This is a genomic window from Rhodococcus sp. IEGM 1341 (genome assembly GCF_030056895.1).
Taxonomy (GTDB): Bacteria; Actinomycetota; Actinomycetes; order Mycobacteriales; family Mycobacteriaceae; genus Rhodococcoides.
This window is the reverse complement of sequence record NZ_JASHKV010000001.1, coordinates 1,351,603-1,376,859: the sequence shown is the minus strand read 5'-3', so window position 1 is coordinate 1,376,859 and position 25,257 is coordinate 1,351,603. Positions and strand designations below refer to the sequence as shown.

Annotated in this window: 28 protein-coding genes; 18 read left to right on the top strand and 10 right to left on the bottom strand. The window is 63.9% G+C overall.

The annotated features are described in order from the left end of the window. Positions 1–11 precede the first annotated feature (11 nt). Positions 12–1,241: a hypothetical protein gene (locus QM615_RS06155; protein WP_149405202.1), complete on the top strand. Its 1,230-nt coding sequence runs from the start codon at positions 12–14 to the stop codon at positions 1,239–1,241. 88 nt (positions 1,242–1,329) lie between these two features. Here the strand turns inward: QM615_RS06155 and QM615_RS06150 are convergent, their stop codons facing one another. Then, the gene (locus QM615_RS06150; RefSeq protein WP_068046628.1) at positions 1,330–1,608 is read right to left on the bottom strand and encodes a hypothetical protein; all 279 of its coding nucleotides are present in this window, start codon (positions 1,606–1,608) and stop codon (positions 1,330–1,332) included. 378 nt (positions 1,609–1,986) lie between these two features. Between QM615_RS06150 and QM615_RS22425 the strand changes: the two genes are divergently transcribed. The 5 genes from QM615_RS22425 (at position 1,987) to QM615_RS06125 (ending at position 7,299) form a co-directional block, all read left to right on the top strand. Beyond that, positions 1,987–2,775, top strand: a complete 789-nt coding sequence (locus QM615_RS22425) for a GGDEF domain-containing protein (protein ID WP_366236172.1) — start codon at positions 1,987–1,989, stop codon at positions 2,773–2,775. Positions 2,776–2,797: 22 nt separating this feature from the next. Beyond that, positions 2,798–4,111, top strand: coding sequence for a sensor domain-containing phosphodiesterase (locus tag QM615_RS06140; protein ID WP_188078547.1), 1,314 nt, complete (start codon positions 2,798–2,800; stop codon positions 4,109–4,111). Positions 4,112–4,262: 151 nt separating this feature from the next. After that, the gene (locus tag QM615_RS06135; RefSeq protein WP_262498267.1) at positions 4,263–5,771 is read left to right on the top strand and encodes a TLP1 C-terminal extension domain-containing protein; all 1,509 of its coding nucleotides are present in this window, start codon (positions 4,263–4,265) and stop codon (positions 5,769–5,771) included. Between the two features lie 40 nt (positions 5,772–5,811). Next, the gene (locus tag QM615_RS06130) at positions 5,812–6,411 is read left to right on the top strand and encodes a TetR/AcrR family transcriptional regulator (protein WP_149405205.1); all 600 of its coding nucleotides are present in this window, start codon (positions 5,812–5,814) and stop codon (positions 6,409–6,411) included. Between the two features lie 96 nt (positions 6,412–6,507). Next, positions 6,508–7,299: an enoyl-CoA hydratase-related protein gene (locus QM615_RS06125; protein WP_149405206.1), complete on the top strand. Its 792-nt coding sequence runs from the start codon at positions 6,508–6,510 to the stop codon at positions 7,297–7,299. Between the two features lie 110 nt (positions 7,300–7,409). Here QM615_RS06125 and QM615_RS06120 read toward each other — a convergent pair whose 3' ends face one another. Both QM615_RS06120 and QM615_RS06115 read right to left on the bottom strand, forming a co-directional pair. Then, positions 7,410–8,228 (bottom strand): alpha/beta hydrolase, encoded by an 819-nt coding sequence (locus QM615_RS06120; protein WP_149405207.1) that lies wholly within the window; start codon positions 8,226–8,228, stop codon positions 7,410–7,412. Between the two features lies 1 nt (position 8,229). Continuing rightward, positions 8,230–8,757, bottom strand: coding sequence for a phenolic acid decarboxylase (locus QM615_RS06115; protein WP_149405208.1), 528 nt, complete (start codon positions 8,755–8,757; stop codon positions 8,230–8,232). Between the two features lie 65 nt (positions 8,758–8,822). On the opposite strand from QM615_RS06115, the gene QM615_RS06110 reads away from it, so the two are divergent. The 5 genes from QM615_RS06110 to QM615_RS06090 all read left to right on the top strand — a co-directional run bounded on the left by QM615_RS06110 (position 8,823) and on the right by QM615_RS06090 (position 13,149). Further along, positions 8,823–9,296 carry a MarR family winged helix-turn-helix transcriptional regulator gene (locus QM615_RS06110; RefSeq protein WP_149405209.1) on the top strand — a complete coding sequence of 158 codons (474 nt, stop codon included), beginning with the start codon at positions 8,823–8,825 and terminating at the stop codon, positions 9,294–9,296. 263 nt (positions 9,297–9,559) lie between these two features. Continuing rightward, complete coding sequence (locus tag QM615_RS06105) at positions 9,560–10,381, top strand: mycofactocin-coupled SDR family oxidoreductase (RefSeq protein WP_149405210.1); 822 nt, start codon at positions 9,560–9,562, stop codon at positions 10,379–10,381. 9 nt (positions 10,382–10,390) lie between these two features. Further along, on the top strand, positions 10,391–11,224 hold the full coding sequence (locus QM615_RS06100; RefSeq protein ID WP_094639745.1) for a mycofactocin-coupled SDR family oxidoreductase: 834 nt from the start codon (positions 10,391–10,393) through the stop codon (positions 11,222–11,224). After that, positions 11,221–12,156, top strand: coding sequence for an AAA family ATPase (locus QM615_RS06095; protein WP_149405211.1), 936 nt, complete (start codon positions 11,221–11,223; stop codon positions 12,154–12,156). Before QM615_RS06100 ends, QM615_RS06095 begins: the two co-directional genes overlap by 4 nt. A gap of 69 nt (positions 12,157–12,225) precedes the next feature. Beyond that, positions 12,226–13,149, top strand: coding sequence for a vWA domain-containing protein (locus tag QM615_RS06090; RefSeq protein ID WP_149405212.1), 924 nt, complete (start codon positions 12,226–12,228; stop codon positions 13,147–13,149). A gap of 73 nt (positions 13,150–13,222) precedes the next feature. On the opposite strand, the gene QM615_RS06085 is transcribed toward QM615_RS06090, so the two are convergent. Next, positions 13,223–13,798 carry a GNAT family N-acetyltransferase gene (locus tag QM615_RS06085; RefSeq protein ID WP_149405213.1) on the bottom strand — a complete coding sequence of 192 codons (576 nt, stop codon included), beginning with the start codon at positions 13,796–13,798 and terminating at the stop codon, positions 13,223–13,225. Between the two features lie 107 nt (positions 13,799–13,905). Here QM615_RS06085 and QM615_RS06080 point away from each other — a divergent pair, with 107 nt between their 5' ends. Both QM615_RS06080 and QM615_RS06075 read left to right on the top strand, forming a co-directional pair. Then, the gene (locus tag QM615_RS06080; protein WP_149405214.1) at positions 13,906–14,394 is read left to right on the top strand and encodes a nucleoside deaminase; all 489 of its coding nucleotides are present in this window, start codon (positions 13,906–13,908) and stop codon (positions 14,392–14,394) included. Positions 14,395–14,441: 47 nt separating this feature from the next. Further along, positions 14,442–15,776 (top strand): alpha/beta hydrolase, encoded by a 1,335-nt coding sequence (locus QM615_RS06075; protein WP_188078548.1) that lies wholly within the window; start codon positions 14,442–14,444, stop codon positions 15,774–15,776. Positions 15,777–15,787: 11 nt separating this feature from the next. On the opposite strand, the gene QM615_RS06070 is transcribed toward QM615_RS06075, so the two are convergent. The 6 genes from QM615_RS06070 to QM615_RS06045 all read right to left on the bottom strand — a co-directional run bounded on the left by QM615_RS06070 (position 15,788) and on the right by QM615_RS06045 (position 19,823). Beyond that, positions 15,788–16,540: a ferredoxin reductase gene (locus QM615_RS06070; RefSeq protein WP_149405216.1), complete on the bottom strand. Its 753-nt coding sequence runs from the start codon at positions 16,538–16,540 to the stop codon at positions 15,788–15,790. A 1-nt stretch (position 16,541) separates the two neighbouring features. Continuing rightward, the gene (locus QM615_RS06065) at positions 16,542–17,141 is read right to left on the bottom strand and encodes a sulfite oxidase-like oxidoreductase (RefSeq protein WP_149405217.1); all 600 of its coding nucleotides are present in this window, start codon (positions 17,139–17,141) and stop codon (positions 16,542–16,544) included. Next, positions 17,132–17,431: a hypothetical protein gene (locus QM615_RS06060; RefSeq protein ID WP_262498268.1), complete on the bottom strand. Its 300-nt coding sequence runs from the start codon at positions 17,429–17,431 to the stop codon at positions 17,132–17,134. Before QM615_RS06060 ends, QM615_RS06065 begins: the two co-directional genes overlap by 10 nt. A 24-nt stretch (positions 17,432–17,455) precedes the next feature. Continuing rightward, positions 17,456–17,878, bottom strand: coding sequence for a YqhA family protein (locus QM615_RS06055; protein WP_188078549.1), 423 nt, complete (start codon positions 17,876–17,878; stop codon positions 17,456–17,458). A gap of 129 nt (positions 17,879–18,007) precedes the next feature. Continuing rightward, the gene (locus tag QM615_RS06050) at positions 18,008–19,291 is read right to left on the bottom strand and encodes a competence/damage-inducible protein A (protein ID WP_149405219.1); all 1,284 of its coding nucleotides are present in this window, start codon (positions 19,289–19,291) and stop codon (positions 18,008–18,010) included. Positions 19,292–19,667: 376 nt separating this feature from the next. Next, complete coding sequence (locus tag QM615_RS06045; protein ID WP_188078550.1) at positions 19,668–19,823, bottom strand: hypothetical protein; 156 nt, start codon at positions 19,821–19,823, stop codon at positions 19,668–19,670. Positions 19,824–19,954: 131 nt separating this feature from the next. Here QM615_RS06045 and QM615_RS06040 point away from each other — a divergent pair, with 131 nt between their 5' ends. From QM615_RS06040 to QM615_RS06020, 5 genes are all read left to right on the top strand, one after another. Further along, positions 19,955–20,602: a hypothetical protein gene (locus tag QM615_RS06040; protein ID WP_149405220.1), complete on the top strand. Its 648-nt coding sequence runs from the start codon at positions 19,955–19,957 to the stop codon at positions 20,600–20,602. A gap of 132 nt (positions 20,603–20,734) precedes the next feature. Next, positions 20,735–21,394, top strand: coding sequence for a response regulator transcription factor (locus tag QM615_RS06035; protein WP_149405221.1), 660 nt, complete (start codon positions 20,735–20,737; stop codon positions 21,392–21,394). A 1-nt stretch (position 21,395) separates the two neighbouring features. After that, complete coding sequence (locus tag QM615_RS06030; RefSeq protein ID WP_262498269.1) at positions 21,396–22,796, top strand: sensor histidine kinase; 1,401 nt, start codon at positions 21,396–21,398, stop codon at positions 22,794–22,796. A gap of 124 nt (positions 22,797–22,920) precedes the next feature. Then, positions 22,921–24,285: an MFS transporter gene (locus QM615_RS06025; protein ID WP_149405222.1), complete on the top strand. Its 1,365-nt coding sequence runs from the start codon at positions 22,921–22,923 to the stop codon at positions 24,283–24,285. 25 nt (positions 24,286–24,310) lie between these two features. Further along, positions 24,311–25,249, top strand: a complete 939-nt coding sequence (locus QM615_RS06020; protein WP_149405223.1) for a TAXI family TRAP transporter solute-binding subunit — start codon at positions 24,311–24,313, stop codon at positions 25,247–25,249. Positions 25,250–25,257: the final 8 nt, after the last annotated feature.

Genomic DNA, 25,257 nt, shown 5'->3' with positions numbered 1-25,257 from the left:
CGGGTGACGCGATGAATACCGCTGCACGACGACTACTTCCCCCCGTCACCGTTCTCGTCGGTGCGTTCACGGCGGTCCTGGCTTTGACGACGCCGGTACCGCGCAATTTTGCGTTCGTTGCTGGCGGCGACAGGCTCGATATCCTGCTCGACAGTAGCGCGTCCGCCTGGTCACTCGGCGCGATCGTTGCCGTCGTCACCGCGGTATTCGCGACGCGGAAGCAATCAGCTCTCATTGTGGCAGCCGTTGGCGTCGCGGCCCTGTCGGTTCTACTGTCGGTGCCGATTCCTGCAGAACTGCAGCTTCGGGCGATCGCAGCCGGTTTGATCCTGGGTGGTGCCGCGGCGGTGACCGCCCTCAGTCGAATCCTGCAGCACGCGTTGCTGTTCGGCGCTATCGGCGGTCTGGCGGCATCGAGTGTGTTGCAGAACGTCCCCAGCCAGTACGTGGACTACGCCGGTTCCGCCTTCCAGCAGGCACCGCAGACGCCAGTGCTGCTCGCCCTGGTCGTCTTCGCGGCGCTGCTGGCGGTGTCGTCGTGGGCGAAAGTGTTCGAGGAAGTATCGCCGGTGCAGTCGCGCGGTCGAGTGCTCGCGGTGGGGATCGTCATTCCTCTCGTGGGTCTGGTCTTGTACTGGCTGTTCGAGCGGTCGGTGAACTCGCTCGGTCCGGGCGGTGCAATGCAGAACCGGTGGTTCTTGGGTCTCGCGGTCATACCGCTACTTGTCGGTGCGGCGTTTGTGCTGCCCGCGGTGACAGGAGCGATCCTGCTTGCGGCACTTGCCTTCCTATCGGCCCCGACAGTGGGATCCCTGACGTGGGGGACAGCTTTGGTGTTCGTCGCGATGTTGGTGCTGGGCGGGGTGGTCGGCCATCGTCGGCCGTCTCCGATGGTGGGGTTCGTAGTACTGGCCGTCGTCGCAGCTACGGGAGTGTTCACCGGCCCACCCTTGGACACCGTCAATATCGTTGCGACCCTCGTGGTTCTGCCGCTCGGAGTGGGCGTGGCGTATGCGTCGTTGTTGCCGACAACCGCCCCTGTTGCGGTGATGTCGGTGACGACGCCCATCGTGGTATCGGTTCCCGTCGTCGCCGAATTCGGTTGGACCGCTTACTCTCCGCTGGTCGAGCTCGAGCCCACGTTCTCGCCGAGCACGTGGGTGTGGGTGTCGACGGGCATCTCTGTGGTGTCGGTTCTGGTGGCGGGTGCGGCTCTGGTCGTGTTGAGGCGAAGGGAATAGTCCGACCGGAGATGCCGATTCTGCGCAATCGTGCGAGAGGTATTGCACAGCAATCGATGCATGAGATTTTCGTATTACTGCTCATCGTTCACACAACGGTGGCCGCATATGCCACGAACACCACGAACATGGCCGCGCCGCCGAGAGCTGCGCCGATCATGGCCTCGCGGCCATTGGTCGCGTGGCCCTGTTCGTCCCGACCGACGCCGACCCACCCGCACACCACCGCGGCGACACCCGTGGGGATAGCGACGAAATCCCCGATGAAGGGTACGAACGCGCAGACCAGAGCGATGATGCCCAGGATCAGTGCGGCGCTGCCGGCGCCGTTGCGAAAAAGCGGCCGTGTGGAATGTTCCTCGGCCATGCCGCCTCCCTCTTCGCGGTCCTGATGCAGCGACTCGATGCCCGTTGGTCTCACGCGACACGGCGAGCTCATACACCAAAACATACCCTCGCGATGCTCGCAGGCGCGACGACACCGATGCACTGCATCTTGCCGCCCACGTGCCATCGAGGGGTATCTCTCGCCGGTCTGGATCTTGTCGGCGAGGTCGGTGTCCGTACATAGCACGGGACCGATTCGGCCCGACGGCTTCGACCCTGAACTGGGCTGTCGGTCAGCGCGGCGTAGTTTCTCGCCGTAGGCTTCAGTAACGGCTCGGGGGCCCGTGTGCGCCTACTTCCGCGACAGTCGTTCACTGCGTGCGAGGTGTCGAATTGTCAGGAGTTGCTTGTGCCTCGGATGTGCAGCCATTCGCCCCCGTGCGTTCGGCCCGTGCCGGATGCCGGTGACGATCGTGACGTCGCGGCAGCGGCTCGCGACGCCGTAGCCGATCGAGCCGACCGTGCTGCTGATGCCCGTGATGCGGTGGCCCTGAGCTTGGATTGTGACGACCGATCACACGATCAGTGCCACGGGCGGGGCCGAGCGTATCGGCTCACCGCGGCCGGTGACCGTGCCCGGGCCGGCGCGGATAGGTCCGCGTCGCGCCAGGATCGGATCGCAGCAGCGCATGATCGCCGTACTTCGGCCACCCATGACCTGACCTCTGCATACCGCCGGGACGCGGGGATCGGTCAACTCGAACGCAGCCTCGGTATCGCCCGCGACTCGGGTACCGCCATGGTCGTTTGTTTTGTCGATGTGGACGGCCTCAAGACCATCAACGACACCGACGGACATCCGGCCGGTGATCGCATACTCCGACGGGTCGCCGAGGTCATCGATGATCATTTGGACTGCGACGACACCCTGTTGAGGTACGGGGGTGACGAGTTCATCTTCTCCGTGCTCGGTCCGGCTGCTCTCGACATCGACGACACCACCGATGCAATCGAAGCGAGACTTCGCGAAAGCGATGACATAGCGATCACATGTGGCATCGCGTTCGCGCGCGAGAGGGACACAGTCGCCGATGTGATCGAAAATGCAGACAGGGAGCTGTACCGCCAGCGCCGTGCCTCCCGGACCACAGTTGCTCCACCTACGGCCGCAGACGCGATTCCTGGTCACCGACCGGCCCGATCATGATGAAGAGGAGCACGAGGAAACCTTGACTTCCAGCGCCGTTCGCAGCATCCTCGCGGATCCTCGGTCCGTTCGTCCGCACTACCAACCGATCGTCGAACTCGACAGTGGCAAGGTAGTCGGCTACGAAGCTCTTGCACGGTGGCCGGGCCACCCGTCGGTGGACCCCGGTGCTGTGTTCGCGAGTGCTGCCGAATGCGGAGTGATCGACGAGGTCGATTGGGCTTGCCGGTGCGCTGCGATGACCGGCGCACTCGATGCCGGTATGCCAGAGAATGTTTCGCTGTTCATCAATATCGAGCCGCAATCCTCGCGCATCGTTCCCGCGTACGCGCGCGAGATCATCGGTATGGCTGCGAACCGGTTGAATGTCGTAGTCGAGCTCACCGAGCGCTCACTGTTGGCCAACCCTGCAGAGCTACTCGAAACGGTGGCGCGTGCACGAAAGAGCGGTTGTCTGATTGCCCTGGACGATGTCGGATCGCATCCCGACTCGCTCGCTCTGCTGGAATTCGTTGCCCCGGACATCATCAAGCTCGATTACACTCTCTCGCAGTCGGATCCATCGCCGCAGCAGGCTGCAGTCGTCCTCGCCGTCGCTGCGTACGTGGAGTCGAGTGGGGCGCGGATAGTTGCGGAAGGCATCGAAACAGACGCCCACCTTGACCGTGCGACCGCGCTCGGAGCCACTTTCGGACAAGGCTGGATGCTCGGCCGTCCCGCGCCGCTTCCGACCCTCGGAAACCGGCAGCACTCGGGTGCCATCTCCGCCCGGCCCATCCTGTCGGTGAAATCAGGTGCGCACGCGCGAGCGGACACAGCGGTGCCCTCGGTTCCGTCGGACCTCCTGACGACTTCATCGGCGCAGGTGGGTAGTAAATCGTTGCTACTGGCGTTGACCCGGCAACTCGAAGATCACGCGCGCCACATGCCCGATCCGCTCACCATTCAGGCTGCGTTTCAAGACTCGGCGTGGTTCACGCAGTCGGTGGCCGACCGCTATGCGAGGCTGGCCGCCGTCAACCCGTTCGTGGCGGCCTTGGGAGTCGGGATGGACACCGAACCCGCAGCAGGTGTGCGTGGTGCGGAACTTCATCCCGATGAGCGTTTCGTCGGCGAGTGGACCATCACGATCGTCGGATCTCACTACTGCGCTGCGCTCATAGCCCGCGATCTCGGCGACGACGGTCTCGATCACGACCGTCGGTTTGCGTTCCTACTGACACACGACCGGTTGACCGTCGTCGCTGCGGCACGTTCCATCATGCGCCGGGTCCTGCCGAAATACTCTGTCGCGGAAACAGATCGCGACATCGAGGCCGGTGGCACTGCTCTGTGAGTACTGAGTCACGCGTTACCGGACAGTCAGTCGGTCGATACACAACGCGTCCGGTCTAAGCAGCCCTGCGGCGCGTTGCATAGCCGTTCCGTCTATGGCCGAGTGAATTGCGCAGCATTGCGGACATTTTCTGTCTGTATATGCTGTGTGCATGTCCATCAATGCGGAACGAGTCCCGGTTATCGTGGGCGTGGGTGACCTGAAGTTCACAGGAGACGGCACTCCGCAGAGCACCATCGAACCGCTCGATCTCGTGCTGCGCGCTGTGGATGCAGCGATCGAGGACGCAGGAGCGCCCGGTCTGAGCGCGCAGGTCGATGCGATACACGCAGTTCGCACCACCAGCTGGAACTACGCCGATCTCCCGTCTCTGGTCGCCGAGAGGTTGGGCGTCACCCTCACATCCAGCTTCTCGAGCACGATCGGTGGACATCACCCCGCGCGCCTACTCGACCAGGTCGGTCGAGATATCGCCGAAGGACGCACTACTGCAGCGCTGGTGGTGGGCGGCGAGGCGCAGGCCTCCGTCCGAGCCCTGATGAAAGCGGGTAAGGACCCCGGTGAATCGGGTTGGACCACCGCGCCGGGAGGCCCTCCGTCGTTCTCGCCCGAGGACCTCGGCAGCGCCGAAATGCAGCGAGCAGGAATCCTGGCACCGGTACAGATCTACCCGCTCTTCGAGAACGCTCGTGCCCACAGCCGTGGACTGAACCCCGACCAGGGCCTGCGCGAATCGGCCGACATGTACTCCCGCTTCTCGGCAATTGCGGCCGAACATCCCGTTGCCTGGAGCCCTGTTGCACGCACCTCGGAAAACATCGGCACCGTCAGTTCATCGAATCGTTCTGTGTCCGATTGCTATCCGCTATCGATGAACGCAATGCCCTTCGTCGATCAAGCAGCTGCGGTCATGGTCTGTTCCTTGGCGACCGCCCGCGAGGCCGGTGTGGCAGAGGACCGAATCGTGTACCTGTGGGGTGGCGCGGGTGCAGTCGACAATCCGGATGTGTTGGCGCGCCCGGTGTTCGACGACGGACCAGCTCTTCGTGCGGCTGTGCGGCGGGCACTGTCGAGGGCCGAGGTGGCCAGCGAGGACCTGGCATTCATCGATGCATACAGCTGCTTCCCGATCGTACCGAACCTGTTGGCCGACGAGCTCGGCCTGGCCGAGGGGGCGACTCCCACTGTCCTGGGCGGACATTCGTTCTTCGGTGGGCCGTTGAGCAGCTATTCTCTCCATGCCATTGCGGAATCGACGCGACTGCTGCGCAAGAGTTCCGGCGTCGCATTGGTGCATGCAAACGGCGGCTATCTGACGTACCAGCACGTGGTGCTGCTGGCCACGAGAGCTCATCGCGACGGATACATCGGCGACCCGGAGCAGATGAATGTGTCGGGTACGCCGGCACGCGTCGTGCACGGTTACTCGGGAACGGCGACCATCGAGACGGCTACGGTCACATACGACCGTAGCGGTCTGCCGGAGCAAGCGTTTGTCGTGGCTGCCACCGACGATGGGGCGCGGGTAGCGGGCCGAGCTGGACGTGAATTCGCAACGATGCTTCACGACCTCGTGTCCGTGCAGAACGAGTCGGCTGTCGGACGCCGAATAGACCTGGTGGACAACGAGGGAAACCTTGCCGTCGAATTCTGCATGTAGCCGTCGCGTTCGGCCGGCAGACCGGTGAGAGGATGCAGTCATGTCTGAAGATTCTCCCCGCGGACCGGGCAGGCCCCGTGACGCGGACATGGAGGACCGCGTGTACACCGCCGTGCTCGCGGTGTACTGGGAAACCAGTTGGCGCGGATTCACATTCGACGCAGTCGCACGGCAGGCCAAGGTCGGCCGCGCCGCGCTCTACCGCCGCTGGGCCGACAAGGAAGAACTTCTGGTCCAGGCGCTCGAAGCTCGGTCGCCGCTGTCGACGCTTATCGACACCGGATCGGTCCGTGGGGACCTCGTCGAGCTCGCGGAACAATTGGCCGTCGGCTACGGGGAGCTCTCCGGCTTGGTCTCGCTACGGGTGACTCTCGACGCGAGGGTGAATCCGGACCTGTTGTCCCATCTCACCGACACTCTCAACCAGAGCCGTCTCGTCACGGCTCGACGCATCGTCCGCCGGGCTGTCACGCGAGGAGAGCTGCCCGAGGGCACGTCGACGACCTTGCTGCTCGAACTCGTGACGGGAGCGGTGTTGGCGCGTGCGCTCTTCTCGCAGGCGCACTCAGGATCGAGAACCACTGCTGCAGTTGACCACTCGACGGTGGTCGTCGACACCGTTCTGCGAGCGTTGGGCTAGCCGATGAACGATCGCGCCGCAGGCGGAACCATTGCAGACAGTGACTGTCTGAATTAGTGTTGTGAGGTCTCACGGCCCGAAGAAACGAGGATCGACGTGTCCGAAGTGGTACTCACCGAAGTGCGGGGACACACCCTCGTCGTCACCATCGATCGACCGGAGGCAGCCAACAGCATCAACGCCGATGTGCATCGCGGTTTGGGCGCGGCGTGGGAGCTTGCGCAGGAAACCGACGACATTCGAGTTGTGGTGTTGACGGGCGCAGGCGACAAAATCTTCTGCGCCGGAGCAGATTTGAAGGCTCTCGGCACATCCGGACCCGCGGGAGTGACTCCACCCGAGACCGCGCACTGGGGTTTTGCCGGGATCGTCAAACACCACATTGCGAAGCCGGTGATCTCCGCGGTGAACGGCAGCGCCCTGGGCGGTGGGACGGAACTCGCATTGGCCGGTGACCTTGTTGTAGCCGCGGAGAATTCGACCTTCGGACTTCCCGAAGTGAAGCGGGGTCTCATCGCCGGAGCGGGCGGTGTCTTCAGATTGACCACGGCCCTGCCGCGTGCCGTCGCGCTGGAGCTACTGCTGACGGGGGCAGCCATGAGCGCCGAGGACGCGCTCCGGTGGGGATTGGTCAACCGTGTCGTTCCTCAGGCCGAAGTACTGAGCACTGCTCTTGCCCTCGCAGACGTCATATCCGCGAACGCACCGCTCGCTGTTCAGGCGAGCAAGCGCGTCGCTCGCGGCATCAGCGACGGCGAGATCGAGACGGAAGCCCGCAGCTGGGAGCTGAGCGAACAGGCCCTGGAGTCACTGAGCCGGTCGGCCGACACTGTCGAGGGAATCATGGCCTTCATGCAGAAGCGGGATCCGGTGTGGACCGGCAAGTGAGTCCGATCGTGAACGGAATCACCCTGCGCCGGCTGCGTGCAGTCGCCCTTCCGAAGTAGATTCCCCGTCGCTGTGCAGCAGTGCAGAGGGTTCCGCCAGAAGGTAGCTGTTCAATCAGAGGGACCAGAGGACCGCCGTGCTCGGTCGGTTTCCGGTAACCCCAGGAACGACAGCAGACGCCTGAGAAGTTCGCCTCGCCACTCACGCGATGACCAGGTGTGGTCGGCACCGGTGATCGCGGTGAATGTCGCGTGTGGCAACAACTCTGCGTAACGGCGTCCGTACTCGAGTGGCACGATCTGGTCTGCCGTGCCGTGGACGATGTCGACGGGACCGTTGTATCCGGCCGCAGCCTCGTATACATCGAGGCCATTGCGGATGTCGTCGAAAAATGCCGGTCCGAGCCATATGCCGCCGAAGTCGAAGCCGCCGTTCTGTGCGACGGAATCGATGGGCTGGCCCTGGATTTCGTGCTTGACGGTGATGTCGTCGACGACAACGCCTGCAGGTGACCACAGGGTGAGGCTGGCGACACGGTCGGACAGGAGCGTGACCGCCATTGCCGCTTCCACTGCGCCGAGGCTGTGGGCGAGAACGTGCACCGGTGCAGATCGATCGGCAGCGAACTCCCGGATCATGGTCGACACCTGCTCGACCTCGTCGCGCAGGGTGATGTCCTCGAACTCGCCGTCGCTGATGCCTTGGCCGAGTCGGTCGTACGCGCGGACGACTGCTCCCGCCTCGGCGAGGCGTCGAGCGATCTGCACGAAGAGGCGCTGTGGTCCGATGCTGGAGTCGCTGAAGCCGTGCACGATCAGAACGGACGGCGCTGTTCTGTCGGAGTTCGTGGGTCGATACTCGTTGCCGCGGATCACCTGCCCACGGTGGGGGAGCGTGAGCGTGGCCACGCCGGGGTTCTGGAGGTTCACCTCAGTTGCTCCGGTCGGCAAAGCCTGCCGGTAAGTCAGCGGGCGCGGTGTCGATGACGGTGTCGTCGTCGATACCGACGTACTCGAACAAGGTGATGTGCGCGAACTCGGGCACGACGTAGATCGGATAGGTGGGGCCCTGATCGCGGAACTGACGCATCTCGTCGAGGTGGTCGTTCTGGAACAGGACGGTTTTGGACCCGTCGAGTTCCACCCAGTGCGGGAAGAAGATGGTGCCGTGCAGAACGCGGTCCTCGGGAACGACGTTGACGACGACGCTCGTGCCGGTGGGCTCGTTCCACGAGATCTTGTAGACGCCGCGACCGAGTCCGACGAGATCGACTTCTTGCCCCTTGACCCACCGGCCGCCGACCATTCCGGTGTGGATCCGGTAGTCGATGGTGGTGGCGTTCTTGACGTACATCTCGTACTGCCACCCGTTGGCGTAGGTGTAGATGAACCGATGGCCGATGATCGAGTCCAGGGCTTGTTCGGGAGTGGGGTCGGCAACGCTGGTGTGAATGCTCATGACTCCATGATCACCCAGAAATGCGTTTGTTGCAAACCTAAATCGAGGGTGAGTAGTCTGGCGCGGTGGACGATTCCGACAGCGCACCCGGTCTCGCGGATATCGCCCGCCATCTCAGCGAGGAGATAGGCCCCTTCCGGCGCGTGCTGCTCAACGCCTCCCGCTCGCGCGCGGGGCTCAAAGCCCTGCCCGACGCACAGATCGAGATCCTGCGGCGACTCTTTCCGGACAAGTGGGAGGGCCCCACAGTGCTCGGGCGTCAGCTGGGGTTGGCACGCCCCACGATCAGCAACCTCGTCCGAACGATGGAATCGGACGGGCTCGTCGCTCGCCGACCCGACGACTCGGATGCTCGCAGCATGCGCGTCGGCCTCACCGATCTTGCTCGAGAGCAATTGCGCATCTACGACATTGCGGCAGAGGGGCTTCTCGTGAATATCCTCGACGACCTGACGCCGGCCGAGCAACGCACCCTCCGTGACGCCACTGCGCTGCTCGGCCGAATCCGCGAGGCGCTCGAGCACGGCGACGACCTGTAGCGGAGACAGCGTTCGTGAGGGCTCGGCGATCAATTCACCTCGATACTTCACTGCGTGTGCACGTCTGAATCGGTCGTCCTGTTCTCGCGTCCACGGAACGTAAATCAACAACGATTCAAGTAATTCGGCCACATCTGCACTGGGTGTCATATAGCGTCGAATCATGTCCTCGAAACCGGACATACCGCCCGAGCGTACCCGGCCATTCGGCGAACCGTTCTGCGCTCGTACCGTTTTCATCCGACGATCAAGGAAGTTCGATCATGGGAAAGCTCGACGGAAAAGTAGCCTTCATCACCGGTGCCGCACGCGGACAGGGGCGTAGCCACGCTCTCCGGCTCGCGCAAGAAGGTGCCGACATCATCGCGGTCGACATCTGTGCACAGATCGATACGGTCGCCTATCCGATGGCCACATCGGAAGATCTCGCACAGACCGTGAAAGAAGTCGAGGCGCTCGATCGGCGCATCGTCGCCACGGAAGCCGATGTCCGCGATTACGACGCGATGAAAGCGGCAGTGGACTCGGCGGTAGCCGAACTCGGCCCCATCGACATCATTCTGGCGAATGCCGGAATAGCACCCCAGGGTGCCGAAAACCCCGACGAAGTGAAGACCTTCCGTGATGTGGTGGAGGTCAACCTCTTCGGTGTGTGGAACACCGTTCAGGCCGGGGTTCCGAGCATGATCGCCAAGGGTCAGGGCGGGTCGATCGTGTTGACCAGCTCGACTCAGGGCCTGTCCGGTGCGGGCGGTAACGGATCCGGTGCCGGAGACGGCTACGCGGCCAGTAAGCACGCGGTCGTGGGGTTGATGCGCACGTTCACCAATTGGCTTGCGCAGTACTCCATACGCGTCAACACCGTGCACCCGACCGGGGTGAACACGCCGATGGTCGTCAACGACGTCATGCAGAAGTTCCTCACCGAAAACCCCGACGCCACAGCCATGCTCGGCAATTTGCTACCGGTGCCGATGCTCGAAGCGATCGATATCAGCAACGCCATCGCGTGGCTGGTGTCCGACGATGCGCGGTACGTCACCGGCGTCACCTTGCCCGTCGACGCCGGCTTCCTGGCCAAGTAGGAGACGGACATGGGCAAGTTGGAAGGCAAAGTCGCATTCATCACCGGGGCCGCTCGCAGTCAGGGGCGAAGTCACGCAATACGTCTCGCACAGGAGGGCGCGGACATCATCGCTGTAGACCTGTGCGGACCGGTCGACACCATCGAGATGTATCCGCCGTCGACCGAAGCGGACCTCGCGGAGACGGTGAAGCAGGTCGAAGCGCTCGACCGGCGGATCGTGGCCACCAAGGCCGACGTGCGTGATTCGGCCGCACTGAGAAAGGCCGTCGACGACGGCGTCGCAGAGCTCGGTCGCCTCGACATCGTCCTGGGCAATGCGGGAGTGTTCGAGATCGCGCCGGCCCTCGATATCACCGACGACGCGTGGCAGAACATGATCGACGTCAACCTCACGGGCGTCTGGAACACCTGCAAAGTTGCTCTGCCGCATCTGATCGCCGGCGGTCGCGGTGGTTCCATCGTGCTGACGAGTTCGACAGCGGGCCTCAAGGGCACACCGAATACGGTGCACTACACCGCGACCAAGCACGGTGTCGTCGGCATCATGCGCACTCTCGCAAACGAATTCGGACAACACAGTATTCGTGTCAACACCGTTCATCCGACCGGTGTGGACACCGTCATGATTCAGAATCCCAAGACGTGGGGGTTGTTCGCTCCCGACGATCCGAACCCGTCGCGAGAGAAGTCGGCACCGATCTTCCAAACCACGAACACGCTGCCGGTGCCGTGGATCGAGGCAATCGACATCTCCAACGCGATAGCGTTCTTGGTCTCCGACGATGCTCGATACATCACGGGTGCAACGCTTCCTGTCGATGCGGGGTACACGGTCAAATGACTGCTACCGCGTCGATCGGTGAGGTGCGCCGGCGGATTGCTGCGCACCTCGTGGGTCGAGACCGTGAACTCGACCTCCTGTTGGCAGCGGTCGCGGCCGGGCGGGACCTGCTCCTCGAGGGCCCGCCCGGCACCAGCAAGAGCACGCTGCTCGGCGCGATCACCTCCGAGTGGTCCATTCCGCTGTTCTTCGTCGAGGGCAACGCCGATCTGACACCGGCCCGAATTGTCGGGCACCACAACCCGGCTCGGGTTCTTCGCGAGGACTACAGCGAGGACAACTTCGTAGCGGGACCGCTGATCGACGCAATGCGCACCGGCGGTTTCCTCTACATCGAAGAGTTCAATCGCGCACCCGAGGACACCCTGAACACGCTGCTCACCGCGATGGCAGAACGACGCATCGTCGTCCCGCGCGTCGGCACTGTGCACGCGTTACCGACGTTCCGCGTAGTGGCATCGATGAATCCCTACGACAACGTCGGTACGACGCGCCTGTCGACCAGCGTCCACGACCGTCTGTGTCGTCTTGCCATCGGCTACCAGGATGCCGAAGCGGAACGCGGCATCGTGGGTCTCCGTAGCGAATCCGACTCCGCGCGACTGATCGCCGACGCCGTGGCCGTCACTCGGTTGACGCGTGAGCACGAGGACATCACCCAGGGCAGCAGTGTGCGCGGGGCAATCGATCTGACCCTCGTCGCTCAGCAATTGGCAGATCTGCGGGAGGTGGCGATTCCGCTCGTCACCGACATCGATCCACCGAGAGGCCTGCCCGAGGACTACCAGCAGGTCATGCTCGACGCGATGTACGTTGCCCTGTCCGGGCGCATTCACATCGACGAGACATCCGACGCACCAGCAGAAATGGTCTTGCACACGATATGGCAGGACCATTTCGTGCTGCGTCCCGCTGCGGCGGCACCTGGTTGAAGAGCCGTCGAGGCCGAATCTCCGATCACACGGCCGGGGACCCGTAAGCCGGCAGGAACTCTGAAGCCGTTGCGCCGCAAACCGAAACAGCTGACGGAGTCACCGTCGCTGTTTCGTCCCGGCGGCGGAAACGGTGCGGTACTGATCGCTCAGGGCCGCAGCAAGCCGGGTAAGGCTTCCGGCGAGAACAATCCGTCGGCACCCGGATTCACCGAGGAATCGGCCGAAGTGATTCCGCTGACCGACGCGACCGAAAGCGAGTCGACTGCCGACGCCGCGACTCGGGCCCGCGCCCGAAAGATCGCGGCTCGTCTGGCAGTTCGGCGTCCACGCATCGACACACGCGCACGGCGTGGCGTCGGGGAGTTGACGTCTCTGCGCTATCGAGGCGGCAGTGACGAGATCGACCTGGACCGCATGCTCGATGTGTTGGCGGCCAATCCGATACCGGAGGACGATGACATCGTTGTCCGAGAACGCTTGCACACCAAGCGATCCATCGTCCTGGTGGTCGACATCTCCGGGTCGATGAAGGGCGAACGGGTGCGCACTGCGGCCGCGACCGTCGGCGCTCTGGCCGGTGAGATGAACCGAGACAACCTCGCGGTCGTCGCCTTCTGGTCCGACGCGGCCGTACTCAGTCGATTCGGCGACTCGCGGACCCCATTGAATATTCTCGACACCGTTCTCCGCATTCCGGCGCGGGGATTGACCAACGTACAGTTCGCGCTCGAGACCGCGGCCGGGCTACTGCGTACGGCGTCCGCTCCCGACCCACGGGTTCTTCTGCTCTCGGACTGCGTCCACAACGCCGGTCCCGATCCACGCCCGACCGCAGCCAGGATCGCGCGCCTCGACGTACTGCTGGACACGTCGGGTGAACATGACGTCGACCTCGGACGGGATCTCGCGCGAACAGGGCACGGTCGTATACGGACCATCAAGACCTACCGCGACGTCGCACCGGCACTGAGTTCACTGTTCGGAGACTGACGTGTGAAGGTCGTGATTCGCGTGTTCTCCCACGACATCGGCATCAGGCACCTCTCGGGTCAGGAGTCGGACGTCACGTACGCAGGTCTTTTCGCACGATGACTCGCGGGATTCCGCCCGATACCGATGTCGTCTCGGCTGCGAATTCGAAGCCTGCCGACTCGAACAGTCCGCGGGTGCCGACGTAGGCCATCGTCAGATCGACCTTCGCACCCTTGTTGTCCACCGGATAGCCCTCGATGGCCGGAGCACCGTGATCGGCCGCGAAGCGAACGGCACCGTCCAAAAGCACGTGCGCGATCCCGCGCTTGCGGTGTCCGGCCTTGACGCGGAAGCACCAGGCCGTCCAGACCGGTAAGTCGTCGACGTGCGGAATCTTGTTCGAGCGCGCGAACGGCAGCTCCGAGCGTAGTGCCACCGCAGCCCAACCGACCACCTCGTCCCCGTCGTAGGCCAGCACACCCGGTGCGACTTTTCGACGGGTCAGCTTCTCGACGTATGCGGCGCGTTCCGGACCGACAAGCGCTCTGTTGGTCGCGGAATCGATTCGATGACTCAGACACCAACAGACCGAGGACGTCGGGTTCTTCGGGCCGAGAATCGTCCGCAGATCTGCGAACGACGTGGCAGGCCGTACCGAGAAGCTCACCCTCCGACCATACCGAGGATCGGTGTCCAATTACCGGTCCGGCAGGCGGTGATTTCGAGGCGGTACGGTCGAGACGTGAACACTTCGACCGTCGCTGCCGGTGCACTGTGAGCATCTCTTCGAGCGACCGTGCATTTCTGGCCCGTGCTGTGGATCTTGCTGCAGAGGCGGCGCGAACGGGCAACGATCCGTTCGGCTCTATTCTGGTGTCGGACAGTGGCCAGTTGCTGGCCGAGGACAGGAACAGGGTCGGCGACCTGAACGATCCCACCCAGCATCCCGAGATCGCACTGTCTCGGTGGGCTGCGACCAACCTGGACGCCGATCAGCGTCGATCCTCTACGGTCTACACCTCCGGTGAGCACTGTGTGATGTGCTCTGCGAGCCACGGCATAGTCGGACTCGGCCGCATCGTCTACGCCACGTCGACGGCTCAATTGCTGACGTGGCTCGAAGAATTCGGTGCTGCACCACTCGCGATCACGCCGTCGCCCATCCAGCAGATCGTGCCCGGCATCGCGGTGGACGGACCGGTCGCCGAGTTCGGCGAGGCCGTTCGCGAACTGCACAGGCAACGCCACACTTCTGCGCAGTGATGGTGCAGGCAGACATCGAAGTCGGAGCAGGGCACCGTACGAGAGCGATGACGACTGCGCTCGCGGTGACCGGCGTCGCCGGCGTCGTACTCGCGTGGCTCGAGTTCGTCCTCATCCGTCAGCAGCTCGCGGTGGGGTTGTGGGTCATCGCCGTGGCAGTGGTCGCGACATGTCTCGTCTTGTCCGATGCCAGAAAGCGTGTAGGCGTGGGGACTTCGCTCGGGTCCGTCGCCGTCGTGACTCAGGTGGCATGGCTGGTGACGGATCTGCACGCCCTGTGGGTCACGGCCTTGGCTGCGTCGATAGTGCTCGGCTTCTATCTGCTCGCGTCGGCATGGGCAGGCCGTTCGAAGACCTCCGCTCGTGGGGTGGCCACCGCCGCCCCAGCGGGCTTCGCCGCAGCGATTGCATTGGTGATTTCCGTCGTGGTCGTCGGCACGGCGGCCAGTCCGGCACCACTGATTCGATCGCTGCATGCGTTGGGGCAGAGCAATTCCTTCGAGCCCGACGCGCAGACGGCCACGGCGGTGGTCGACGGAGCACGCCTCACCAACGACATCGACTACGGCTCGACGCTTCCGAATTCGTTTCTCGACATCTACATCGCCGACGACGATCCATCGATCAGCCGGCCCACGTACGTCGCGATTCACGGTGGTGGTTGGATTGTCGGGGACAAAACCGATGGTGCTCCCAGCGCAGATTCCGGTGGTGCGTCGTGGGCCGGCCCCATGCTCGACGCGGGCTACAACGTGGTGTCGGTGAACTACGCGTTCGCGCCGAGCTACCGATTTCCCACGCAGACAATCCAACTGGGCCAGGCCGTGCAGTTCCTGGAAACGAATGCGGACGGGTACGGACTCGACATGACTCGCGTCGTCCTCGCCGGAACCAGTGCGGGTGGCCACATCGTGGGCAACTACGCTGCCGTGCAGACCAATTCCGATTACGCGCGGGCGCTGGGTATCGAGCCCACCATCGATCGAAGTGCTGTGAAGGCCTTGGTATTCGAGAGTGCTGCCCTTGATGTCGGTAGAGCGGGCGCACCGCAATCACCGAGCCCGTCGAACGGTTTCTTCTTCGACATCGCCGCCCGAAGCTACCTCGACACCACCGACCGAGCGTTGCTGGCGCAGGCGAACGTCATCGACAACGTCACGGCCGACTTTCCGCCGAGTTTCATCTCCGACGGCAACACCGGTACCTTCCCCGACCAGGCAGCCGAACTGAGCGCTGCGCTGGATCGAGTGGGCGTCGACAACCGCCTGAACCTGTACAGCAAGAACGAGGCGAGACTGGACCATTCGTTCATGTCGGTGGATTCGGAATGGACCGACGACTACACCCGACTCAAGATCGAGTTCCTCGGCGACATCGTCTGATCCGCTGCTCCTCAGCTCGGTCCGAAACGCTCCGTTCGGATGTTCGCTGCCGAGTGGCCCCGCTGCACCAGCATGTCGGCCACTGTGTCCACGAAACTCGTGGGGCCACAGATGTAGCAACGCGGCTCGAACTCCGCCGGCCATCCGTGCGCGTCGAGGTCCTCGACCGTGATGCGGCCGAGGGGCCGTGCGTTACCGGCAGGAGCACGCCGCGTATGAATCATGGTGACGTCCACGCCGGCCGGTGGACGAGCCCATTCGTCCGCGAAGTAGACCTCCGCGGGTTCGCGCACGGAGTACAGCACCCGGAACGGCACCCGACCGCCGTCCGCGGACGCCTGCGCACGAACCATCGCGCGGAGCGGGACGATGCCGGAACCGCCGCCCACCAACAGGATCGGTGGAGACGGGGTCTCGGAGGGCCGTGACGGCCGCCAGACGAACCATCGACCCACCGGCCCGCGGATTTCGATGCGGTCGCCGACCTCGACGGCCTCGACCAGGTACGGCGATACCTCGCCGTCCGCGACGTTCTGCACCGTGATCTCGATGCGCGACGTTCCGTCGGGTGCCGACGCCAGGGAGTAGCTTCGCTGTGCGCTGTAGCCGTCCTCGGCGGTGAGCTTGACGTCCACGTGCTGCCCGGCAAGATGGCCGGGCCACCCGTCGACGTCGAGAACGAGGGTGGACGCGGTGGGTGTCTCACGCCGCACGGTCGCCACCGTGGCAACGAGCCAAGGTTTCGCCCCGGCCGCCGATGTCACGTCAGTCGCCCTGGTATCGCTGTTCGCGCCACGGATCTCCGTAGTCGTGGTACCCGCCGCGCTCCCAGAAGCCCTGTTCGTTCTCCACGGTGAGCTCGATGCGTGAGATCCACTTCGCCGATTTCCAGAAATACAGATGCGGGACCAGAAGCCTTGCCGGACCGCCGTGTTCGCGAGTCAGGGGAGCGCCGTCGAACTCGGTGACCAGCCAGGCCTTCCCATCCCTGAGGTCCTCGAGGGGAAGATTGGTGGTGTAGCCGTCGAAGCCGTGCACCACGACGTAGCCGGCATCGCTATCGAGACCGTCCAGCAGAACGTCCAGGCTCACGCCCTTCCAGGTGGTGTCGAGCTTCGACCACTTGGTGACGCAGTGGATGTCGACGGTCGGAGTCTCGTGCGGAAGAGTCGCGAATTCGCTCCAGGTCCAGCTGCGAGTCTCGCCGCGTTCGGTGGTGATCGAGAACGACCACGTGTCGGTCGCGACCACGGGCGCAGGCCCGATCGCGAGGACGGGAAAATCCTTGGTCAGATACTGACCGGGGGGAGTACGCCCGTCGTCGCCGCGTCGACGGCCCACGAAGCCCTTCGAGATCAATGCCATGGTGGCAAATTGTCCTCCCGCGGTCGGGAGTCTGACAAGTCGGACGGTGCGACGATGTCGGAACGGACTGCCCTCGATCGCGGCATGATTCGACTACGGAGAGACAGCACGAATTCGACCGCCTTCCAGTACAGAATCGACAGGGCGAACGCCAACCATGGGTGGTCGTCGCGTAGCGGCAGGTAGACCTGGAAATGGATCAGGTAGATGTACAGCGAGGCGCTCGCCAGCACTCCTGCCACCCGGCTCAGCATCGCGGGGAATGGAATCGACGACAGCCATACCAGCATGCACAGGCCGATAGCGACGATGACTCACGGACTGCGATGCCAGGTTGCGAACACGATCAGTAGACCGCCGACCAACGCGGTGGAAACACTCTGTGCGATGAGCTCATCAGGTTCCGGCCTGGTGATGGACACTTCGAGGAATCGCACGACGAGTACCAGCAGCAGCGTTCCTGCGGTCTGCCTCTTCAACTGACCGAACGAGGTGGTTGTCAGTGAAGGCGGCAGGTCGAGGTCGTGGACGAACAATTCCCACAGACCGAATCCGACGATGAGAAGCACGGTCGCGATCAGGATGGAGTCGATACTTTCGAACAGTTTGACCAGCGCTTTGTCGGAGGAGAGGCCCTCGACGATGAGCAGACGGACGAAGTCCACACCCTTTGCGAAGGCCCACATATAGGTGACGGCCGACAGCAGCAGCGCAGTCGATGCGCCGACGATGCTCATGAAACGGACTTTTTCGACGGCAAGTCGGCGACCCGTTGGCTGCCCGTCCACAGTTGGTTGTGAATGGTGCTCAGAGTGGTCCGTTGGTGATGACATGTGTGGGTCCCTCCTGCGCTGTCTACAAGACCTTCAGCGAGTCTCCAACGCGTCGGCGAGCATATGCATTGCCGCGGTGGTCGACAGTGCACGGACACTTGCCCGGTCCCCGGGGAGATGAAGGGTGTGGGTGACGGTAGGTCGGCCCGTGACGGCGATAGCGAAGCAGACGGTCCCGACCGGTTTGGCCTCGGTGCCACCACCCGGGCCCGCGACGCCACTGGTCGATACCGCGATGTCGACGTTCAGTCGATTCAGTGCGCCTTCGGCCATCAGCGCGGCCACTGGCTCGCTGACCGCTCCGTGTTGGTCGATGACCTCGGCGGGGACGTCGAGCAGGCCCGTTTTCGCCTCGTTGGCGTAGGACACCACCGCGCCGATGACGTACGCCGACGATCCTGCGCGGTCGGTCAGGCGTGCGGCGATCATCCCTCCGGTGCACGATTCTGCCGTGGCGATCCGATGCCCGGACAGACGGTGCGCGACGATGTCGTCGATGGTGGACCCGTCGGTCGAAAAGACTCGTGCACCATGGATTTTCCCGACGAGACGTTCGAGATCCATGTACGCAGGTCTCGCCGATTCGGCGTAACGGGTCACCATTTCGAGCTCGCCGAGACTCAGACAGGTGGTGATCTCGAGATCGTCGAATCCCGTGATCTCGCGCTCTGCCGTTCGCAGCGTTTCGGCGAGGTCGGCCTCGGACAGTCGGTAGCCGCGAATGGTGTCCTGGCGCATCTGCGTGCGGCGGGCGAGGACCTCGGCGACGGGTGCGCTGTCGAGGGCCTCCGGCCACATCGCCTGCAGTTCGCGAGGTGGGCCGGGCAGAATGAGGACGGCGGGCAGTGACCTGGACTCGTCGGACGGTATCGCGACCCCGGGTGCGGTTCCGGTCGGTGAAATGGACTGCGCGCCTTGGGGAACCATCGCCTGCTTCCGAATACCGGCCCGTAGCGGCTCGGAGTCGGCTGCAGAACTCATGCGGCTTCGCCACCGTTGCACGATCGCGTGGATGCGATCTTCGAGCTCGGCATCCAGCGCCAATTCGCGGCCGTACAACGCGGCGACGGTCGGTACGGTGAGGTCGTCCGCGGTCGGACCCAAACCACCGGTGGTGACGATCAAGTCGACACGTTGATCGGCCAGAAACCGCACCTGCGCAGTCAGATCGTCCGGGCGATCACCGCACACGGTGATATGGGCAACGTCTACGCCCATCTCCAGAAGTCGTTGAGCCACCCACGGGCCGTTCCGGTCGGTGACCCGACCGGCCAGAACCTCGGTTCCCGTGACCACCACACCTGCTCGCACAGTCATCCTTAGACCTTACTGACCGAGGTGTGCCGGTGACTTCTGCGGTGGCAAACCTCTGCTGTTCACTGTGGCTGCGGGGCGAACACGTCCGGAACGTCATCCCGCTGCGCCGAACATCGAGTGCGGCGTCCATCAGTGCCGCCGCAAACGCGCGCGCGTTCGCCGGATGCTCGCGGAATAGTGGACGAACTCGCGCGCGTCTGACGGATGCGCGTGCGTTTGCGCGATCTCGTTGTTCACCAATCGAACTCGGGCAAAGATGCTCGCGGGTTCCAGTTACCGAGGAATCAGCACTGACTCGTGGTCAGGCCACCGTAAGGCCGACGTATTCAACGGACGGATTCGTGATCATGTATCGATCATGCCGTCGAACCGCGGTTCAGTTCGGCGCGTTTCCGCTCTCGGGAGGGTGTGGCACGTTTTCCTCGTCCACGTGCGCGCCTTCGACGGCGTCCGTCTCGGGGGTGTGCTCTCGGGGGCCGTCGTTGCTGCCCTGCGAGGGGACTGCATCGCTTGCGTCGGTCGGCATCGTCATGAAATCTCCACGGAGTCGGGGCGACAGGTCGCCGATGGATGTACATCATGGGTGTGCCCCGCTGGGTCCAGAACTACACCCCCGAGATGCCAGAATGACGACACGACCCATCCCGAGACGGCGAGGACTGCATGAATTCGACAGGCGCACAGGGCTCGGTGTGGTCGACGGTTGCGGTGATCGTCGGGATCGTTGCTGCCGGCACAGTTGTCGCCGGCCTGCTGCACGAACCGCAGCCTGACCCAGTCGTCATTCCTGGCTGCGAGGAGGTCGTTCAGCCAGAGGACTTGGTGCGAGTGAACTACGCATTCGTCAGCGAGGGTGACGCCGACATTTCCGAGGTGCCGTGGAGATTCGAGGCCAAAGCACAAGCGATGACCGATGCCCTGATCGCGGCACTACCCACCGGAGCGACCGTCGAACCCGAACCGTTCGCACCGGCCTTCGGCTTCGACGCACTCGCAGTACGGCAGTCACTGGACGGATACGCCGACGCGTTCGGAACCATCACCGTCGGCGATCGGACCGGCACGCTGACAGTCACTGTCTGGCTTTCCTCCGAGCCGGTCGGTCCGTGCTTCGCGGGCGTCGTCGACGAGCGCTCGACGCAGGCCGACGGAACAGTGCTCGACATTCAGGACAGCAAAGACGCGAGTCGCGTCATTGCGCGCGCGACCGACGGCACCCGAATCGATGTGAATGCCAGGGGCGTACTGACGCTCCAGCAGGTCATCGATATCGCACTGGCACCCGGCCTTCGCGCGAGCACCCCAGCCTGACGGGTTCCGTGCTCACACGGGCCGCACCTGAACGTTCACTACCGTCGCCCAACGGCGGTATCCCGCGCATGACACCCGATCGTGAACACTCATGCCCGCGTCCACCCCCGATGGTGGCCTATCTTGAGTTCGATGCGAATTGCTGTGGTGGAAGACGACGACGGACTCGGCGACGCGTTGGTGGACGCGTTGACCGAGGTGGGGCACACGCCTGTCCGTATGCGCCGCGGCGCCGACGCCCTGCTCGGCTACCACGACATGGACGTCGTGCTGCTCGATCTCGGGCTGCCCGACATGGACGGCCTCGAGGTTCTGCGGAAGCTCAGGACGCTGAGTTCGGTTCCGGTGGTGGTACTGACGGCGCGGGACGACGAGCGCTCGGTGGTACGGGCCCTGCGCGGCGGCGCAGACGACTACGTAGTCAAGCCGGCTCGATTGGGTGAATTACACGCCCGACTCGAGGTGGCCGCACATCGTCGAAGTTCGGCGTCGGGACCCGCGGCGGACAGGCTGACGCTCGGGGACGTCGTCGTCGATCTCTCCGGTCGTGCCGTGGAAGTCGGTGGAAGCGCTGTTGCACTGACTACCAAGGAGTTCGACCTGTTGGCGCATCTCGTGACGCGTCGCGGCGAAGCGGTGAGCCGGGAACAGTTGATGGACGCCATCTGGGGCGATGCGTACGTAGCGATCTCGCGGACGCTGGATGTGCACATGACTGCATTGCGTTCCAAGCTCGATCGCCCGGGTGCCATCGTCACCATCCGCGGCTTCGGCTACCGCTGGGACACCTGACGTGCGACGGCGTGTCCTGTTGGTGTTGATGATCTACTCCACCGTCGTCGTGCTTGCGCTGTCGGTTCCTCTCGCGCTCCTGGTCGGTCGCGAACGGGCCCAACGGTTCGGCGAGAACAGGGCCGCGGCAGCATCGTTCTTTGCCGAACTCAGCTCACGAGAAGACGAATCCGGCGTGGCCCGTATCCGAGAATCGGTGCAGCGCTATAACAATCTGTACGAGGAGGGCGTTGCGGTCGTCGACCGCACCGGAGAGGCACGCGCGGTGTCCGGCCTGGACCTGCAGCGCGACGACGTCCAGCAGGCGGTGGCAGGAGCGTTGCGCAATCAGCGTGGTGACCTACCGTCGAGTCTGACGCCGTGGTCGGATTCCTCGGTGTTGATTGCCGCACCGGTCGGTGGGGGCACCCAAGTGGACGGCGCAGTGGTTCTCGAGGCGTCCACCGGTTCTGCGCGTAGGGACGTCGCGATCACCTGGGCGGTCATCGCCCTCGGTGCCATGCTGATTCTCGCAACGGTCGCGGTGATCGCTGTTGCGTTGTCGCGCTGGGTCGTTCGTCCGCTCACCGCACTGTCCTCGCGAGTCCACTCGTTCGGCGACAAGTTCCACGATCAGGCGTCGATCGAAGGTTCGCAACGACTCGAACCGGTGCCCTATGTCGGGCCACCGGAGGTGCGTGAGCTGTCCAGTGCCTTCGAGGCAATGGCCGACGACGTCGAGGCCGCCACCGCTGCGCAACGCCGATTGGTGGCCGATACTGCCCATGCTCTCCGGAACCCACTGGCAGCGTTGCGAATTCGGATGGATGTTCTGGGAATGCGGGTTCCGGATTCGGCAACCGATGCGCACCTGCGGACCACGCTCGAGGTCGATCGTCTGAGCTCCGTTGTGGAAGACCTGCTCGTTCTCGCAGCTGCCGAAACCCCGACGACCACTCGATCCCCAGGGTGTGACCTCGGTGCGGTCGTCGCAGATCGAGTCGGATTCTGGTCGAGCTCGATAGCCGTGGCCGACATGACCGTGCACGTCTCGGAGCCGAAAGCCGACACGGAGTGTCGCGTTGCGATGTCCGAGGACGACCTGACTCGAATTCTCGACGCTCTGCTGAGCAACGCAACCAAGTACGCCGGCTCCGGCACCGGCATCGAGGTCGGCTACCGAACCGGTGACGCGGACGTCACGATGTGGTTGTCCGACAACGGACCCGGCGTGCCTGCAGACGAGCTCGCCAAGGTCGTCGACCGGTTCTATCGAGCGTCGGGTGCGCACGGCGACGGTACCGGTCTCGGTCTGTCGATCGTCCACGCCCTGACCGAGCGAGCCGGTGGATCACTTCGAGTCATGGCGGGTCGACCAGTGGGACTTCGGATCGAGCTGCGGCTTCCGAGGGCCGTTTCCTAAGGGAGTGTTAGGAAATCCGAAACGGCTTGGTTCCAGGCTGTGCTTGCCGTCACAGTAGGGAGGCTTCGGTTGCCGATCGTTGCCCGGCAGCCCAATTGCCCGCTGAATGTGGAAGGACCAAACCATGGCCAACGAGGCCACCTCGCTCACCGGTTCGACGCTCCCGAGTCCACCCGTCTCCTCGCGCGCTGCCACCCGCCGTGCCGTCTTCAACACGTTGCGGGGGTCGTCCGGCAACCTGGTCGAGTGGTACGACGTGTACGTCTACACCGTCTTCGCGACCTATTTCGAGAATCAGTTCTTCGACTCCGCCGACAAGAATTCCACCATCTACGTGTACGGGATCTTTGCGGTCACGTTCTTGATGCGACCGGTCGGGTCGTGGTTCTTCGGCCGCTACGCGGACCGCAACGGGCGCAGGGCAGCGCTGACGTTCAGCGTCTCGATGATGGCGGCGTGCTCGCTGGTCATCGCGCTCACTCCGGGACGAGAGAGCATCGGCGTATGGGCCGCCGTGATCCTGATCCTGTGCCGTCTCGTTCAGGGCTTCGCCACCGGCGGTGAGTACGGTGCGTCGGCGACGTACATGTCCGAGGCCGCCACCCGCGAGCGTCGGGGATTCTTCTCGTCGTTCCAGTACGTCACCCTCGTCGGTGGACACGTGCTCGCACAGGTGACTCTGCTGCTGATGCAGGTGTTCCTCGAGCGCGAGCAGATCGAGGACTTCGGTTGGCGCATAGCTTTCTTCATCGGCGGAGTGGCCGCAGTGGTGGTCTTCTGGCTGCGTCGCAGCATGGACGAATCCTTGACCGAGGATCAACTCGACGCAGTGCGCAGTGGTGCGGACAAAGCCTCCGGCTCCCTGAAGGAATTGGTCGCCAATCACTGGCGGGCGTTGCTGATCTGCTTCATGGTGACGGCCGGCGGCACCATCGCGTTCTACACCTACAGCGTCAATGCACCCTCGATGGTCAAGACCGCATACGAGGACCGGGGGATGACCGGTACCTGGATCAACCTCGCCGGTCTGGTCTTCCTCATGCTGCTGCAGCCCATCGGCGGAATGATCAGCGACAAGGTGGGTCGCAAGCCGCTGCTCGTCTTCTTCGGCATCGGAGGCGTGCTGTACACCTACGTACTCATCACGTACCTTCCGACGGCGACGTCGGTGGTCCAGTCACTTGCACTGGTGTGCGTCGGCTACGTCATCCTCACCGGATACACCTCGATCAATGCGATCGTCAAAGCGGAGCTGTTCCCCTCGCACGTCCGCGCACTCGGCGTCGGCTTGGGGTACGCACTCGCCAACTCGGCCTTCGGCGGCACGGCACCACTGATCTATCAAGCCGCGAAGAACGGTGGGCACGTGGGTTGGTTCATTCTGTACGTGACGGTCGTGATCGCCATCTCGCTGCTGGTGTACATCTTCGTACTGCGCAACAAGTCCGAGACCGTGCTCGACCGAGAGCAGGGCCGAGCGTTCCAGTGACCGGCTACGCCTTACAGTGACTGGCATGGCCGAGCCCGCAGCGTCGTTCTCACGTAGAACGGCGCTGCAGGCCGGTCTGCTGGCCCTGAGCGCTGCCGTCGTGGGTGGCTGCGCCTCGGACCCGCCGATGCAGCTGCGCCTCGCGGCAGGCGAGGTCGGCGGGTTCTTCTGGGAGTTCGCCGGATTGCTGTCCGACGCTGCCGCGAAAACCGATGTCGCCGAGGTCTTTCCACTCACGACGGCCGGCTCCGTCGACAACCTCGAGGCGTTGGGTTCACGGCAGGCCGAGCTGGCCCTGACGCTCATGGACGCCGCCTACAGCCATCCGAGCGGAGAGCTGGCGGCGGTCGGGTGCGTCTACGAGAACTACTTCCAAGTGGCTGTACGAGCGGACTCCGATATCGAGTCCATGGACGGTCTGCGAGGGAGAAAGGTGAGCATCGGTGCCCCGGGATCCGGTGCCACCGAAGTGTCGCAGCGAGTCCTCCGCGCAGCGGGTGTGGCCGAAGGCGGTGCTGTCGATCAGGTTCAGCTGTCGATGAGCTCGGCAGCAGATGCACTGACGGGCAACGAAATCGACGCCGTGATGTGGGCGGGCGGGTTGCCGACTCCGGCATTTGCCCAGCCCCGAGCCGCGATTCGTCTACTCGATCTGGGCACCGTCGTCACTGATCTCAGACGCGAGTTCGGTACCGCGTACGAGGCGGTGCCGGTGCCGCCGAACGTGTACGGCGAGCATCCGGAGGTCACCACCGTCGGTATTCCGAATCTTCTGCTGGCACATCCTGACGTGCCGGACCGCGTGGTCGCTGCACTGGTGAGTGTGCTTCTCGATCAGTCGTCCGCGCTGGTGCCCGGTCAGGCGATCGGCAGCCAATTTCTCGACGCGCGGTCATTGGTCATGACCGGAAGCATCCCCCTCCACCCCGGAGCCGAACAGGAATACCGAAGACGTCACGGGTGAGCCGGCGG

What these genes read in the sequence shown, in the direction of transcription:
- QM615_RS06045 (WP_188078550.1), bottom strand. Translation starts at nt 19,823, where the DNA reads ATGACGATGCCGACCGACGCAAGCGATGCAGTCCCCTCGCAGGGCAGC.
- QM615_RS06035 (WP_149405221.1), top strand. Translation starts at nt 20,735, where the DNA reads ATGCGAATTGCTGTGGTGGAAGACGACGACGGACTCGGCGACGCGTTG.
- QM615_RS06155 (WP_149405202.1), top strand. Translation starts at nt 12, where the DNA reads ATGAATACCGCTGCACGACGACTACTTCCCCCCGTCACCGTTCTCGTC.
- QM615_RS06055 (WP_188078549.1), bottom strand. Translation starts at nt 17,878, where the DNA reads ATGAGCATCGTCGGCGCATCGACTGCGCTGCTGCTGTCGGCCGTCACC.
- QM615_RS06105 (WP_149405210.1), top strand. Translation starts at nt 9,560, where the DNA reads ATGGGAAAGCTCGACGGAAAAGTAGCCTTCATCACCGGTGCCGCACGC.
- QM615_RS06115 (WP_149405208.1), bottom strand. Translation starts at nt 8,757, where the DNA reads ATGAGCATTCACACCAGCGTTGCCGACCCCACTCCCGAACAAGCCCTG.
- QM615_RS06130 (WP_149405205.1), top strand. Translation starts at nt 5,812, where the DNA reads ATGTCTGAAGATTCTCCCCGCGGACCGGGCAGGCCCCGTGACGCGGAC.
- QM615_RS06020 (WP_149405223.1), top strand. Translation starts at nt 24,311, where the DNA reads ATGGCCGAGCCCGCAGCGTCGTTCTCACGTAGAACGGCGCTGCAGGCC.
- QM615_RS06065 (WP_149405217.1), bottom strand. Translation starts at nt 17,141, where the DNA reads ATGGCATTGATCTCGAAGGGCTTCGTGGGCCGTCGACGCGGCGACGAC.
- QM615_RS06060 (WP_262498268.1), bottom strand. Translation starts at nt 17,431, where the DNA reads ATGCTGGTATGGCTGTCGTCGATTCCATTCCCCGCGATGCTGAGCCGG.
- QM615_RS06040 (WP_149405220.1), top strand. Translation starts at nt 19,955, where the DNA reads ATGAATTCGACAGGCGCACAGGGCTCGGTGTGGTCGACGGTTGCGGTG.
- QM615_RS06150 (WP_068046628.1), bottom strand. Translation starts at nt 1,608, where the DNA reads ATGGCCGAGGAACATTCCACACGGCCGCTTTTTCGCAACGGCGCCGGC.
- QM615_RS06075 (WP_188078548.1), top strand. Translation starts at nt 14,442, where the DNA reads ATGACGACTGCGCTCGCGGTGACCGGCGTCGCCGGCGTCGTACTCGCG.
- QM615_RS06100 (WP_094639745.1), top strand. Translation starts at nt 10,391, where the DNA reads ATGGGCAAGTTGGAAGGCAAAGTCGCATTCATCACCGGGGCCGCTCGC.
- QM615_RS06025 (WP_149405222.1), top strand. Translation starts at nt 22,921, where the DNA reads ATGGCCAACGAGGCCACCTCGCTCACCGGTTCGACGCTCCCGAGTCCA.
- QM615_RS06135 (WP_262498267.1), top strand. Translation starts at nt 4,263, where the DNA reads ATGTCCATCAATGCGGAACGAGTCCCGGTTATCGTGGGCGTGGGTGAC.
- QM615_RS22425 (WP_366236172.1), top strand. Translation starts at nt 1,987, where the DNA reads ATGTGCAGCCATTCGCCCCCGTGCGTTCGGCCCGTGCCGGATGCCGGT.
- QM615_RS06095 (WP_149405211.1), top strand. Translation starts at nt 11,221, where the DNA reads ATGACTGCTACCGCGTCGATCGGTGAGGTGCGCCGGCGGATTGCTGCG.
- QM615_RS06050 (WP_149405219.1), bottom strand. Translation starts at nt 19,291, where the DNA reads ATGACTGTGCGAGCAGGTGTGGTGGTCACGGGAACCGAGGTTCTGGCC.